Genomic DNA, 13,972 nt, shown 5'->3' with positions numbered 1-13,972 from the left:
CACGGAGCGAAGCGGAGTCCCGCCATGAGTGACCCGAACTCGGCGCAGCCGGGATCCCCGGACAAGGAACCGGCGAGTGAGGAGCAGGCCGGCCGGACCGCGCTCGGCAACACCGAACGCGCCGAGGCGGCCACCACCCCCGGCGGGCCCGGGCCGCGCCCCACGCTGGGGCGGCTCTTCCTGGAGAATCTCTGGGCCGCCAACACCTTCACCGTGACCCTGCTCTCGCTGGTCCTGGCGATGGTCGTGGGCGCCGTCCTGATGATCATCTCCGATCCGGAGGTGCTGGCCACCTACGGCTACATCACCGCCCGCCCGTCGGACGCGATAAACGCCAGTTGGACGCTGGTCAGTGAGGCGTACGCGAACCTGTTCAAGGGGTCGGTCTTCGATCCGGCCGCGACCACCGTCAACGCGGCGTTGAGCCCGATCTCGGAGACGCTCACCTACACGGCACCGCTGGTCTTCACCGGTCTGTCGGTGGCGCTGGCCTTCCGTGGCGGCCTGTTCAACATCGGTGCGCAGGGTCAGGCGACGATGGGTATCATCCTGGCCGCGCTGGCCGGCTTCCTGCTGCCGCTGCCGCCCGGCCTGCACCTGCTGGTCGCCGTCCTGGCCGGTGCGCTCGGCGGGGCGATCTGGGGTTTCATCCCGGGCATCCTGAAGGCGCGGACCGGCGCCCACGAGGTGATCAACACGATCATGCTCAACTACATCGCGGTCTACTTCCTCACCTGGCTGATCGTGCAGAACGGGGTGCAGGACCCGAGCCGCACCGACGCGATCAGCCGGCCGGTGGACGCCTCCGCCCAACTGCCTCGACTCTTCGGCGACGGACTACGCGCCCACGCCGGCATCATCCTGGCCGTGCTGGCCACCTGGGCCGTCGCCTGGCTGCTCAACCGCTCCACGCTCGGCTTCGAGCTGCGGGCGGTGGGCGCCAACCCGGACGCCGCCCGCACCGCCGGTATCAGCGTCACCCGGACGTACGTCCTGGTCATGGTCTTCGCCGGGGCGCTGGCCGGTCTCGGCGGCTCGCAGATGGTGCTCGGCACCACCGCCGCGGCCCTGACCCCGCTGGTGGTGGCCCAGATCGGCTTCGACGGCATCCTGGTCGCCCTGCTCGGCCGGGTGAAACCGTGGGGGGTGGCGCTGGCCGCGCTGCTGTTCGGTGCGTTGCAGGCCGGCGGCAACCGGATGCAGTCGTACTCGGGGATCTCACTGGAGTTGGTCACCGTCCTCCAGGCCCTGATCGTCATCTTCATCGCCGCGCCGGCACTGGTAAAGGCGATCTTCCAGCTCCGGGCCGCGCGCACCGCCCGGTTGCAGACGAGCCTCGCGAAGGGCTGGTGAGGCATGTCCACCACGGCTGTTCCCGACGTCGCGGTCGCGGCGGTCGACGAGGGCTTCTGGACCCGTAACCGCAAGGTCGGGCTGGTGCTGCTGGCCCTCGGCCTGCTGGCCGCCGTCTTGTTCGGTGCGCTCGCCACCGGCGAGCAGGCCCGCTTCACGCTCAGCGAGGACGCCGCGGGCGCCGCGCTGGAGGTCAAGGGCACCGTCGGTGCGATCGTCTTCGGCCTGATCGCGCTCGCCGCCGGCGGCTCGATGCTCGCCGGCCTGCCGAAACGCTGGTTCGTGCCGGTGCTCGCCGTCGGCCTGGTCGCGTTCGTGCTGTCGTTCCTGTGCTGGCAGGTCTCCGCCGCGCCGACCGGGCAGAACTTCATGCCGCTGGTCAACATCGTGCGGGGTACCTTCCTGCTCGCCCTGCCGCTGATCTTCGGCTCGCTGGCCGGTGTGTTGTGCGAGCGCTCCGGCGTGGTGAACGTCGCCATCGAGGGGCAACTGCTGATGGGCGCCTTCAGCGGCGCGCTCTTCGGCAGCATCTCCGGCAACGTCTGGGTGGGTCTGCTCGCCGCCGCCATCGGTGGCTCACTCATCTCGCTGCTGCTCGCCGTGTTCAGCATCCGCTACCTGGTCGACCAGGTGGTCATGGGCATCGTGCTGAACCTGCTGGCGGTCGGCATCACCGGCTTCCTCTACGAGCGGCTGATGCAGACCGACGCTGCCCGCTACAACAGCGCACCGCGCTTCAGCAACTGGGAGATCCCGCTGCTGTCGGACATCCCGCTGCTCGGGCCGGCGCTGTTCCGAGGCAACATCTTCCTCTACCTGGCCCTGCTCCTGGTGCTCGTGATCCACATCGCGCTGTTCCGTACCCGGTGGGGCCTGCGGACCCGCTCGGTCGGTGAGCACCCGACGGCGGCCGACACCCTGGGGGTGCGGGTGCTGGGCCTGCGCTACCGCAACGTGATCATGGCCGGTGCCGTCGCCGGCATCGGTGGCGCCTCCTACACGCTGGCGCTCTTCTCGTTCACCAAGAACATGATCGGTGGCAAGGGCTTCATCGCCCTGGCGGCACTGATCTTCGGCCGGTGGAGCCCGACCGGTGCGCTGCTCGCCGCGCTCTTCTTCGGCTTCGCCGACCAGTTGGCCACCTACCTCGGCGCGATCAACAGTGTGATTCCTGGCCAGTTCCTGGCCATGCTGCCCTACCTGGCGACGATTCTGGCCGTGGCCGGGCTGGTCGGCCGGGTTCGGGCACCGGCCGCCGACGGCAAGCCGTACATCAAGGGCTGACCGGGGCTCGGGTCAGCCTCCTTCGCGACGCCTGTCACGGATCCCGGGTCGCCGCCGGCCCTGGCAACTCGTCCGGCCCGGGATCCGTCCGGCTGGGGCAGTCGTGAGCGACATCATGCCGGGTGGCCCGGGGGCAACTGGCAGCGACGACACTCGCCGCCGTGACTCCGTGTCGCCTCGCCGAACTCAGCGGTCCGTAGCTGCCGTCGGGGTCTTCAGGCCGTCGGACTGCGGCGCAACGCCGTGCCGCGAGGTTCCCCGGCTGCATTTGCGGCCACGAATGGCTCTCGGTGATTGCCTTTCCGGTTACCGGTTGTGACGGGCGGCCGCCGGGGTGCCTGTCAGCGCGGACTGCGGTCTTGACGCGCCATCAGCGTACGCGCAGGATGGGGGCGAGGTCTGGCTCACGGGGGAGTGTATGGATTTCAAAATCTTGGGACCAGTGTCTGTGCGTTCGAACGGCAGATTCCGTTCGATTTCCGCGCATCGCCAGCGAAAAATACTGGCGGCCATGTTGGTCGATCCCAACCGTCCTGTTTCCACCTCGCAACTCGTGGAAGTGATCTGGGGTGAAGATCCGCCAACAACTGCTGTCCAACAGGTACAGAACTGCGTAGGGGCACTCCGAAGATGTCTGTCGGAAATGGCGGTCGAGGCGGAGCTGACCCGGATGTCCTCCAGCTATTTTCTGGAGCTGCCGGTCGAGCAGATCGACGCGGTGCGTTTCCGGCGGCTGTGTACGGACGTCCAGGTGCGTGCCCGACGAGGGGACCTGAAAGAGGCATCGCATACCGCGCGGAGAGCGCTTGATCTGTGGTCTGGGGAAGCCCTGGAGGACGTGGGCTCGGACGCCCTCGCGCCTGCGGCGACACGCCTTGAGGAACTGCGGATGGGGTTGGTCGAGAAATACGGCCAGGTCGAGCTCGCCCGTGGCAACAACGCCGGCGTCGTGGTGGAGTTTTCCGGATGGGTCACCCGATATCCGTACCACGAGAATCTGCACGGCCAGCTCGCCCTCGCGATGCACCACATGGGTCGTACCGCAGAGGCGCTACATGTTCTGCAGAGCCTGCAGTCACGGCTGCGGGCGGAGCTGGGCATCGAGACGGGGGCATTCGTGGAGCGGGTGCACCGTGGACTGCTCGCCTCCCACGAGGGTGCCGACTCGCGTTCCGGTGACCTGACCGTGACCGCCGAGGCGCTGCACCTCCTGCGTTCCGCGCTTGACCAACTGAAGGTCGTCGCCGAGTTGCTCACCGGTTCGAGGAGCCCGCATCCACCCGTCGGCGCGATCGTCGCGCCTCGACCGATGGTTGCCGACACGCTCGACCATGACGGGCCACGCCGCGCGGGTGGCGGGCGCGGCACTGCTGAACGGGCGTCGTGACGCCCGGCCTGACGCTGTGTCGAGGATCCGGCCGTCGTTGGTGGTGCCGCGTCTGTGCTGGTCAGCAGGCTACGGCAGAATGTCGGGATGAGTGAGATCGACTGGGAGCGGCTGCGGGCCGCCGCGACCGAGGTGATGCGGCACGCGTACGTGCCGTACTCGAAGTTTCCTGTCGGTGCCGCGGCGCTCGTCGACGACGGCCGGGTCGTGGTCGGCTGCAACGTCGAGAACGCCGCGTACGGCGTGGTGCTCTGCGCCGAGTGCGGAGTGGTCTCCTCGCTGCACGCGACGGGCGGCGGCCGGATCGTCGCGCTGTCCTGCGTCGATGCGACCGGCGAGCCGCTGATGCCCTGCGGGCGCTGCCGGCAGTTGTTGTGGGAACAGGGCGGGCCGGAATGTCTCGTCGAGGCCAGGGGCGGGCCGCTGCGGATGGCCGAACTGCTGCCGCACGCCTTCGACGTGGCCGACATCGAGGCGGTCACCGGGGAGCGGCCGGTGCCGGTGGTACCCGACCGGCTGGCTGCCTGGCGCGGACGGGGCACCGTCTTCGTGCACCCGGACCTCTCCGCCGGTCAGCAGGTCTGGACGGCCTACTGGGAACGCTCGGCCGGAGACGACGCGGGCGCCGAGACCGGGGTGCTGGAGGAGGGCCCGAGCTGGGACGACCCGGCGGAGGCGATCGGTTGGGGGCTGGCGCGTACGCCCCGGGTGGTGGTGGTCGACGCGTCCGGCACGATCTTCTGGGCCGGTGAGGGTGAGCCGCCTACGGAGATTCCGGTTCGCTGGGGTTGATCTTGTGGTCGGTTGCGGTTGGACTCGGTTGCGCTTGGGGCCGGGGCCGACCGTGCCCGGCTCCGGGCGGTCAGGCTTGATCCCTCCGCCGGGCACGGTCGGCCCCGGCCCGTCGTGGTCGCCGGACGCGCGACGGTGACGGCATGCTTCGTCTCCCGGTGGGGCGCGGTGCGTGAGTCTGTATCGCTGGACGACTAGGAAAGATTGTCTGATGAGTGGGTTTGCGGCTGTTGACGTTATTCGGGTCAAGCGGGACGGGGGGGTGTTGTCGGACGGGCAGATCGACTGGGTGGTGGACGCGTACACCCGGGGGGTGGTGGCCGACGAGCAGATGTCCGCGCTGGCCATGGCGATTCTGCTGAACGGGATGACCGGCCCGGAGATCGCCCGTTGGACGGCCGCGATGATCGCCAGTGGCGAGCGGCTCGACCTCTCCTCGGTGGCGCGACCGACCGTCGACAAGCACTCGACTGGCGGGGTCGGCGACAAGATCACTCTGCCGCTAACCCCGCTGGTGGCCGCCTGCGGAGCCGCGGTTCCCCAGCTGTCCGGGCGCGGTCTCGGACACACCGGCGGCACGCTGGACAAGCTGGAGTCGATCCCGGGCTGGCGTGCGGCGCTGAGCAACGAGGAGTTCACCGCCCAACTGCGGGACATCGGCGCGGTGATCTGCGCGGCCGGCTCCGGGCTCGCTCCGGCCGACCGCAAGCTGTACGCGTTGCGTGACGTGACCGGCACCGTCGAGGCCATCCCGCTGATCGCCAGCTCGATCATGAGCAAGAAGATCGCCGAGGGAACCGGGGCGTTGGTGCTCGACGTCAAGGTGGGCTCCGGCGCGTTCATGAAGTCGGTCGACGACGCCCGGGAGTTGGCCCGGACCATGGTGGAGCTGGGTGGCGCGCACGGGGTGAAGACCGTCGCCCTGCTCACCGACATGTCCACCCCGCTCGGCCGGGCGATCGGCAACGGCATCGAGGTGACCGAGTCGGTGGAGGTGCTCGCCGGTGGCGGGCCTGCCGACGTGGTGGAACTGACCCTGGCGCTGGCCCGGGAGATGCTCGACGCGGCCGGACTGCCGGACGTCGACCCTGCCGCCGCCCTTGCAGACGGGCGGGCGATGGACGTCTGGCGGTCGATGATCCGGGCGCAGGGCGGGGACCCGGACGCCCCGATGCCCGAGGCGACCGAGGTCGAGGTGGTCCGCGCCGACACGGACGGTCACGTCGCGGCGGTCGACGCGTACGCCATGGGGGTGGCCGCCTGGCGGCTGGGCGCGGGTCGGGCGCGCAAGGAGGACCCGGTGAGCGTGCCGGCCGGGGTGCTGCTGCACAAGCGCCCCGGCGACCCGGTGCGAGCCGGTGACCCCCTCTACGAGCTGCGGGCCGAGCGGTCGGAGCTGATTCCGGCGGCGCTGGCGGAGGCCGCGCGGGCGGTGACCGTCGCCGCTCGACCACCGGCCGCGGCGCCGTTGGTGATCGAACGCGTCGAGTGACGAAACCCGGGCCCCGGCCATGGTGTCGGAGCGTGAGGACCGCTATTGTCGCAGGCCAGGGGGGACCGTCGGCGCCGAGACGTCGTTATCAGACAGGGATGTTGCCGTGATCGTGCCTGCCCCCGACCCCCGCGAGGTGCGTGAGGCGAGCCTGGAGGAGCTGGCCCGGTTGCGGCTGCCGTTGCCGCCGCCGCAGTTCCCGCTGGTCTGGGAACCGGGCGATGACATCGAGCTGCGGCCGACGGCGGAGATCGAGGCGCGGATCGCGGTGCTGCACCTGATCCTGGCCCGGTGCTTCGGCATGCCGCCCCAGGCCGCGATGAGCTGGCTGCTCGCCTCGCATCTGATGGAGATGGTCACCCCGCCGGAGTTCCAATTCGTCACCGGCGCCAAGGGCGACCACCGCTCCTTCGTGCTGCATCACGACGCCCTGTTCTCGCTGGCCTGGGTGCTCGGCCTGACCAAGCAGCTGGATCCCACCATGCCGGCCGACGACCGGTTGGTGGAGCGGCTGCCGCACATCGCCGAGGGGGAGACCTTCCGGCAGTGGCGGTCCCGGATCCTCGCCGCGCCGCAACATCCGGCGGACGCGGCGGCCCTGCTCGACCTGCACTACTGCCTGGACTGGTCGTACCTGGAGGTGAGCCGCGCCAACCGGAGCCTGCCGGGGTTGGTGGACGCCAACGCGATCGGTCAACGTCGGTGGGCGCTGGAGTGGGCGGTGATCCTGCGCGGGCCGTACCACGACGAGCCCCCCGGCTGGGAAGAGGTCGACCTCTCCACCTAGGGCCGGTACGTCCCCAGCCGCACCGCGACGGTCACCCGGACCGGCTCGCCGAGGGTGTCGATCCGGGCGGCCAGCTCCGCAGGGTCGGTGTGCCAGGCGCTCGGACCCATGCCGACCAGGGTGGCCACCTCCGCGCGGGACAGCGTCAGCTCCTGCCGGTGCACGGTCGTCGACTCCTCGGTGAAGTGCCCGGCCAGGCTCGCCGACACCCGGTCCGCCTTGGCCGGGTCGACCCGGAGCAGGCCGAGCGCGGCGACCAGTTCGGTGAGATGGTCGTCGGCCGGGGTCACCACCAGCAGCCGTCCGCCGGGGGCGAGAACCCGACGGAACTCGGCGCCGTTGCGGGGTGCGAAGACGTTCAGCAGCAGCGCCGTCGAGGCGTCCGCCAGCGGGAGTCGCTGCCAGGTGTCGGCCAGCGCGGCGGTGATCCTCTGGTGGGCGCGGGCGGCCCGGCGTAGCGCCGGTTTGGCGATGTCCAGCGCGAGACCGACGGTCTCCGGCACGGCAGCCAGCACCGCCGCCAGGTGCCGGCCGGTGCCCGCGCCCGCGTCCACCACCAGCGGGTACGCGCCGGCGACCGGGTCGGGTGCGGCGTCGGCGAGGCCAGCGTCGGCGGCGGTGGCGAGGGCGGCGGAGATGACGTCGTAGTGGCCGGCGGACAGGAATTCCGCCCGAGCGGCGACCATCTCGGCGGTGTCGCCGCTGTTTGGTGCCCGGCCGGTGAGCAGATTGACGTAGCCCTGCCGGGCGATGTCGAAGCTGTGCCGGCGCGGGCAACGCAACGACCGGGATCCGCCGGCCACGACCTCGGCGAGCGGGTCGTGGCAGACGGGACAGCGCAGCCGGGCCACGACGCGGGAATCCATCACGGCTGTCTCACGCGCCCGAGTCTAGGGCGTAGGTTGTGCCGTCCCGGTGGTCGAGAGCCGGCGACACACGCCCTGCGCGGGTCGCCGACCGGACGAGGCGACTAGGGTCGGGAGCATGGGTTGTGAGCGGGACGAGCGGCGATGAGCACGGTAGTCGGATACGAGGACATCGTCCGGGCGCCGAAGGCGTTGTTGCACGATCATCTGGACGGCGGCCTGCGCCCGGCCACGATCGTCGACCTGGCCGAGGAGATCGGTCACGTTCTGCCCACCAACGATCCGGCGGAGTTGGGGCGCTGGTTCGTCGCGGCGGCCGACTCGGGCTCCCTGGAGCGCTACCTGGAAACCTTCGCGCACACCGTCGCCGTGATGCAGACCGGTGCCGCACTGCGCCGGGTGGCTCGGGAGTGCGCCCTCGACCTGGCCGCCGACGGGGTGGTCTACGCCGAGGTGCGGTTCGCTCCGGAGCAGCACCTGGAGCAGAACCTGACCCTCGACGAGGTGGTCGAGGCGGTGCTGGCCGGCTTCGTGGAGGGCAGCACGCTCGCCGCCGAGGCCGGTACGCCGATCCGGGTGGGCACGCTGCTCACCGCGATGCGCCACGCGGCCCGTTCGCAGGAGATCGCCGAGCTGGCCGTACGGCACCGCGACCACGGTGTGGTGGGCTTCGACATCGCCGGTGCGGAGGCGGGCTTCCCGCCCACCCGTCACCTGGACGCCTTCGAGTACCTCCAGCGGGAGAACTTCCACTTCACCATCCACGCCGGTGAGGCGTTCGGGCTGCCCTCCATCTGGCAGGCGATCCAATGGTGTGGCGCCGACCGCCTCGGCCACGGGGTCCGCATCGTCGACGACATCGTCCCCGGCCCGCAGCCCCAGCTCGGCCGGCTGGCCGCGTACGTGCGGGACAAGCGGATCCCGCTGGAGCTGTGCCCGTCGTCGAACGTGCAGACCGGCGCCGCCGCGTCCATCGCGGAGCATCCGATCGGGCTGCTGCGGGATCTGCGTTTCCGGGTGACCGTGAACACCGACAACCGGTTGATGAGCGGCACCTCGATGTCCCGGGAGATGGCGCTGCTCGTGGACGCGTTCGGCTACGGCTGGCGCGAGCTCCAGTGGTTCACGATCAACGCGATGAAGTCGGCCTTCATCCCCTTCGACGAGCGGCTACGGATCATCGACGAGGTGATCAAGCCGGCGTACGCGAAGTTGCTGGGCTGAGCGGACGTCCGGGCCGGGTCAGCCGGTCTGCGGTGGATGACCGGCGGCGAGCAGGCCCGCCACCCGGCGCAGCACGTCCCGTCCGCGGGCGGCCTCCGCGCCGAGCCCGGTCTGCCGACGCAGCACCGCCGGCTCGGCGCGCAGCAGCGCCAGGCCGCGCAGCAGCAGGACCCGGGGCCCTTGCGCTGCTCGGCGAGATCGCGGGCCAGCCGACGGAGGAAGGTCGCGCTGCGCGGCCGGCGCAGGGCGTACGCCCCGGCGAGCAGCCCGCGTCGCCGGCACTCTCCGACGATCTCGGCGGCGAAGATCCCTTCGGCCACGAAAAGTGGCGAACTGGTCAGCTCGAAGCGCCGAGTGGCCACCCGTCGATCCTCATTGATGGCGTACACCGGCACGTCTGCCCGGCCGTGCCGGACCAATTGGTCAATAACTTCCACCGCTGCCTCGGCGTCCCACGAATCGGGCGACTCCCAATCGATCTGACCGTTCCGTCTCGGTAACGTTGGGTCATCGCCGTCCTTGTAGAAATCGTCCAAACAGAGCACTGGCAGCCCGGTTTGTTGCGCTATATACGACTTTCCGGAGCCGGAAGGGCCGGCCAGGAGGACGACTCGGTGCGGGCTGCTCATTACTACTAGTAACTCCGAACAGACGGAACGCGATCAAATTGCATCAACATCTCATCACACCTCCGGCTGGGGCCAACCTGGGCTTTCTCTTTCCGTGGCGGCGTGATGGAATCTCGGATGGTCCGACCCGCCGGGTCGGCTGCTGGGCGTTGTCCGGGGGCAACGCGGACGCTGCAATCACGAGGGCGGTGACGTGAGCAAACGGCCGAAGACGGCAGGTTCTCTCCTGTCGCGTCTACGCCGGCCGGCAGGTCGGCTCCGCGACATGCCGATCTGGTCCAAGCTCGGTCTCATCATGATCGTGCCGACCATCGCCACGGTCGTCGTGGGTACCAGCGGTCTGGTCGACCACCTGGATGCGCTCAACGACGCGAACCGCGCCGGCGACCTGGCCGAACTCATCAGCCACTCCGGTGAGCTGGTGGACGGCCTGCAGGACGAGCGGACAGCGGCCGTACTGCTGCTGGGTCTGGATCCGCAGCGCAGCACCGCGGCGCAGAAGGAGGCGGCGGCCACCCGTTACAACGAGGTGGCGGCGCGGGTCGACCAGGACAAGGCGCCCTACTTGCGGCAGCGGTCCGACCTCACCGACCTGCCGGTCAGCCTGAACGCGCTGCTCGGGCAGATCGACGACGGGCTCGGTGACCTGCCGGGTGCCCGCAGCCAGGTGCTGAACGGCAAGTTCCGGATCACCGACGCGCTCCAGTCCTACGACGAGCTGATCAACCAGCTGCTCACCATCAGGGACTCCGCCAGCCAGCTGGCCGGTGACAACGACCTGAGCGACCGGATGCGGGCCGCCGCCGCGGTCGCGCGGGAGAAGGAGTGGCTCTCCGTTCGCCGGGTGGTCGTGCACCGCGCGCTGATCTCGGGCGGCATGAGCTCGACCCTGCGCACCGACTACATCTCCAGCGAGACCGGCCAGCAGCAGGCGCAGCAGAGCTTCGACGCGGTGGCCACCGAGGCGGAGGCCGAGTTCCACGCCCAGACCATCGGCGGTGGCGACCGCCGGCAGGCCACGATCTACATCAGCCAGGTCAACGCCGACAACTCGCAGAACCTCGCCGGCATCTCGTTCACCCCCCAGCAGTGGGACGAGGCGCTGGTCGCCAACGGCAAGCTGATCCGCTCGGTCGAGTCGAAGTTCGACTCCGACGTGGTTGAGCAGGCCGGCGAACTGCGTTCCGAGGTGCAGCGCACCGTCTTCCTGGAGACCGGCCTGCTGCTCACGATGCTGCTGCTGGCCATCTTCCTGGCCTTCCTGGTGGCGCGGTCGATGGCCCGCTCGCTGCGTGAGCTGCGTCAGGGTGCGCTCTCCATCGCCCAGTACGGGCTGCCCCAGGCCGTGGCCCGGTTGCGTGACCCGCAGGTCACCGGGCAGCTCTCGCCGGTCCAACTGGCCAACCAGATCGCCGAACCGCTGCCGGTGCGCAGCAAGGACGAGTTCGGCCAGGTGACCGAGGCGTTCAACGCGGTCCACCTGGAGGCGGTCCGGACCGCTGCCGAGCAGGCCGCGCTGCGCTCGTCGGTCGCGACGATGTTCGTCAACCTGGCTCGTCGGTCGCAGATCCTGGTCGACCGACTGATCGGCCACCTCGACCGCCTGGAGCGTGGCGAGGAGGACCCGGACCGGCTGGCGGAGCTGTTCCAGCTGGACCACCTCGCCACCCGGATGCGCCGCAACGACGAGAACCTGCTGGTCCTCGCCGGCGCCGACTCGACCCGCGTGCAGCGCGAGCCGGCCGCCCTGATCGACGTGCTGCGGGCCGCCCAGTCCGAGGTCGAGCACTACACCCGGATCGAGTTCGGGGTGATCGACCGGGACATCGAGGTCGCCGCGCACGCGGTGAACGATCTCGTCCACCTCGTCGCCGAGCTGTTCGACAACGCGACCGCCTTCTCCCCGCCGGACTCCCAGGTGCTGGTGGAAGCTCGCCGGGTCGGCGACCGTGCCTCGCTCTACGTCGAGGACCGAGGCATCGGCATCAGCGGCGAGCAGTTGGCCGAACTGAACGAACGGCTGGCCACGCCACCGCAGGTGGACGTCGCCGTCTCCCGGATGATGGGTCTGGTCGTGGTCGCCCGCCTGGCCTCCCGGCACGGCGTCAAGGTCGAGCTGCGCCCAGGCAGCGACCGGGGCACCGTCGCCGAGGTCACGCTGCCGCCGACCGTCCTGGTGCCCCGGGCACTGTCCGGCCGCGGGCAGCAGCAGCCCGCCGCGCTGCCGGCCGCTGCCGGCCCCTCGTCCGGACCGACCCCGGCGTTCGGTGCGCTGGCGGCGCTCGGCAACGGCGCACACCCGCCGGTCCCGCCCGCCGCGCGTACTCCCGGCAGCTCGGGTAACCAGGTGACCCTCGGCGGTCGCCCCTTCGATCCGGCCAGCCGCAACGGCTCCGGAACGCCCACCACCGTGGGCGGCGGCAACCTGCCCGCCTGGTCGGACCTGACCGGTGCCAGCGGCACCGGCGGCAACGGCAACGGCAACGGCAACGGCAACGGCTTCGCCCCGCTCACCTCGAACGGTCACCCGATCGACCCGCTGCCGCAGCGCCGGTCCACCGACGAGCCGGGTGGTCAGCCGCCGTCCATCCCGCGTCAGCTGCCGAGCAGCCCGGAGGCCGGGCCGTACGCCCGCCGGCGGTGTCCGCTCCGCCGGTGCCACCGGTGTCGTCGCCCCCGGTCTCCGGTACGCCGTACTCGGCCCCGCCGGTCTCGGCGCCCCCGGTCTCCGGCTCACCCGTCTCGACTCCGCCCGGCAACCCGCTGCCGCAGCGGCCGGTCTCGGCGGCACCCGGCGCCGGTACGTCCTCGGCTCCTCCGGCATGGCCGCCGGTGGCCGGGGAGCCGGCCGCCCCGCCCGTGCCCGAGCGGCTGGCCGCCGCCCTGGACATGACCACCGAACTGCCTCGGGTGCAACGTCAGACGCCGGCCGCGCGTCCCGCCCCGGCGCAGCACCAGCCGAGCACGCCGACGCCGCCGCAGGCCCAGAACCGACAGCGGTACGCCGACGAGACGATGGAACTGCCGATCTTCCGGGAGCTGGAGTCGGCGTGGTTCCGTACCCGCCGGCCGGGCCCGGAGGAGTCGGCGGGCGCGCGTCAGTCGGCCACGGCCGGCGCGACGACCCAGCAGCTCTCCACGGTCGACGTCGTCAATCGGCCGGCCCAGCAGACCCAGACCGGGACGACAGGTAACGCACCGATGGCACAGACTCCGACGGGGGCGGGCGCGTCCGGCGGGAACGGCGCGGCAGCGGGTGGCGGGCCTCGGCCCGGCGCTGCCGACAGCGCGCCCGGGCACCGCCCGACACCACAGGAGAACATCTGGCGGACCGCGGCCGACGACGGCTGGCGGGCGGCCACCGCCGCCAGCCAGGCGCCACCGGCTGGCACCACCGAGACCGGGCTGCCGAAGCGCACGCCGATGGCACAGCTCGTACCGGGGGCGGTGGAGAAGCCCACCACCTCGGTGCAGCGCCGTAACCCGGAATCGGTACGCGGTCTGCTCTCCGCCTACCACCGGGGTGTCCAACGGGGACGTAGTCACCCCTCGGACAGCAACCCGACCGGCCCGGAGGGAACTCCGGGCGGGCAGCAATCCTCGCAGTCTGGCTCTGGCCCGGTGGCCGGGAGCGGGCAGAAGGAGCAAGAAGGATGACTAGTACGCAGGATCTCGGTTGGCTGCTGGCCAACTTCGCCGATCGGGTGCCCGGTGTCGCGCATGCGGTCGCCGTCTCTGCGGACGGCCTGCTCCTGGCGTCGTCCCGAGACCTTCCGCGGGACCGGGCGGACCAGCTGGCGGCGATCGCCTCCGGCCTGGTCAGCCTGACCCAGGGCGCGGCCCGTTGCTTCGAGGGAGGCGCCGTGCTGCAGACCGTGGTCGAGATGGACAATGGCTTCCTGTTCCTGATGTCGATTTCCGACGGCTCGTCGTTCGCGGTACTCGCCGCGCGTAGTTGCGACGTGGGACAGGTTGGTTACGAGATGGCCCTGCTCGTCGACCGGGTGGGCGACGCCCTGACCCCACAGCCGCGTACGGCTGTGGGGATGATGGGCTGATCGTCGCGCCGGCCGGTGGGGGCAGGCGGGGCGAGAACATTGCATACGACGGGTAGCACCGGTCCAACCGGTGCCGGGTACGAAGGAGGTGAACGGCAAC

10 protein-coding genes and 1 pseudogene are annotated in these 13,972 nt (G+C 70.8%); 9 read left to right on the top strand and 2 right to left on the bottom strand.

Annotated elements, in window-relative coordinates; all coding sequences use genetic code 11:
- Positions 1-24: 24 nt before the first annotated feature.
- From ENC19_RS06105 to ENC19_RS06080, 6 genes are all read left to right on the top strand, one after another.
- On the top strand, positions 25-1,353 hold the full coding sequence (locus ENC19_RS06105) for an ABC transporter permease (protein WP_164446170.1): 1,329 nt from the start codon (positions 25-27) through the stop codon (positions 1,351-1,353).
- 3 nt (positions 1,354-1,356) lie between these two features.
- Positions 1,357-2,637, top strand: a complete 1,281-nt coding sequence (locus tag ENC19_RS06100) for an ABC transporter permease (RefSeq protein WP_164446169.1) — start codon at positions 1,357-1,359, stop codon at positions 2,635-2,637.
- Positions 2,638-3,055: 418 nt separating this feature from the next.
- Positions 3,056-4,024 carry an AfsR/SARP family transcriptional regulator gene (locus ENC19_RS06095; RefSeq protein WP_216592684.1) on the top strand — a complete coding sequence of 323 codons (969 nt, stop codon included), beginning with the start codon at positions 3,056-3,058 and terminating at the stop codon, positions 4,022-4,024.
- Positions 4,025-4,111: 87 nt separating this feature from the next.
- Positions 4,112-4,816 carry a cytidine deaminase gene (locus tag ENC19_RS06090; protein WP_164446167.1) on the top strand — a complete coding sequence of 235 codons (705 nt, stop codon included), beginning with the start codon at positions 4,112-4,114 and terminating at the stop codon, positions 4,814-4,816.
- Positions 4,817-5,027: 211 nt separating this feature from the next.
- Entirely contained in the window at positions 5,028-6,308 is a 1,281-nt protein-coding gene (locus ENC19_RS06085) for a thymidine phosphorylase (protein WP_164446166.1), read from the top strand.
- A 106-nt stretch (positions 6,309-6,414) separates the two neighbouring features.
- A complete protein-coding gene (locus ENC19_RS06080; protein WP_164446165.1) occupies positions 6,415-7,095 on the top strand; it encodes a DUF4272 domain-containing protein in 681 nt (226 codons plus the stop codon).
- Here ENC19_RS06080 and ENC19_RS06075 read toward each other — a convergent pair.
- The gene (locus ENC19_RS06075; protein ID WP_164446164.1) at positions 7,092-7,961 is read right to left on the bottom strand and encodes a putative RNA methyltransferase; all 870 of its coding nucleotides are present in this window, start codon (positions 7,959-7,961) and stop codon (positions 7,092-7,094) included. The two genes, ENC19_RS06080 and ENC19_RS06075, sit on opposite strands and share 4 nt — an antisense overlap.
- A 144-nt stretch (positions 7,962-8,105) precedes the next feature.
- Here ENC19_RS06075 and ENC19_RS06070 point away from each other — a divergent pair, with 144 nt between their 5' ends.
- Positions 8,106-9,185, top strand: coding sequence for an adenosine deaminase (locus ENC19_RS06070; RefSeq protein WP_164446163.1), 1,080 nt, complete (start codon positions 8,106-8,108; stop codon positions 9,183-9,185).
- Between the two features lie 18 nt (positions 9,186-9,203).
- Here the strand turns inward: ENC19_RS06070 and ENC19_RS29880 are convergent, their stop codons facing one another.
- Positions 9,204-9,467 (bottom strand): hypothetical protein, encoded by a 264-nt coding sequence (locus ENC19_RS29880; protein ID WP_235944508.1) that lies wholly within the window; start codon positions 9,465-9,467, stop codon positions 9,204-9,206.
- A gap of 540 nt (positions 9,468-10,007) precedes the next feature.
- Here ENC19_RS29880 and ENC19_RS06060 point away from each other — a divergent pair.
- Positions 10,008-13,471: pseudogene (locus ENC19_RS06060) on the top strand (nitrate- and nitrite sensing domain-containing protein).
- Complete coding sequence (locus tag ENC19_RS06055) at positions 13,468-13,872, top strand: roadblock/LC7 domain-containing protein (RefSeq protein ID WP_013731521.1); 405 nt, start codon at positions 13,468-13,470, stop codon at positions 13,870-13,872. The pseudogene ENC19_RS06060 and the gene ENC19_RS06055 overlap by 4 nt, the downstream one beginning before the upstream one ends.
- Positions 13,873-13,972: the final 100 nt, after the last annotated feature.

Origin of the sequence: Verrucosispora sioxanthis (assembly GCF_010560025.1) — a bacterium.
Taxonomy (GTDB): Bacteria; Actinomycetota; Actinomycetes; order Mycobacteriales; family Micromonosporaceae; genus Micromonospora; species Micromonospora palythoicola.
This window is presented reverse-complemented; position numbering and strand designations above follow the sequence as displayed.